This window comes from Novosphingobium huizhouense (assembly GCF_020179475.1).
In the GTDB taxonomy this organism is placed as follows: Bacteria; Pseudomonadota; Alphaproteobacteria; order Sphingomonadales; family Sphingomonadaceae; genus Novosphingobium; species Novosphingobium huizhouense.
Map to the genome: position 1 here is coordinate 1 of NZ_JAILXZ010000054.1, position 278 is coordinate 278.

Annotated in this window: 1 protein-coding gene; it reads right to left on the bottom strand. The window is 61.9% G+C overall.

The genetic code is table 11. The features are described 5' to 3' along the window. On the bottom strand, positions 1–278 hold a 278-nt coding region (locus K3A85_RS17955; RefSeq protein ID WP_318248105.1), incomplete at both ends, for a S16 family serine protease.

Genomic DNA, 278 nt, shown 5'->3' on the forward strand with positions numbered 1-278 from the left:
GTCCTTGCGGACAGGGATGCCCGTCATGACCGACACGACCGACGTCACCATCCCGACACCCGCAGAAGGACCATCCTTCGGCGTTGCGCCTTCGGGCACATGGACATGGATGTCGCGCTTGTCGAACTCGGGCGGCTTGACGCCGATCTCGGGCGAGATCGAGCGCACGAAACTTGAAGCGGCGTCGATGGATTCCTTCATCACATCGCCCAGTTTCCCGGTCGTCTTCATCCGCACCTTGCCGGGCAAACGCAACGCCTCGATCTGCAACAGATCGC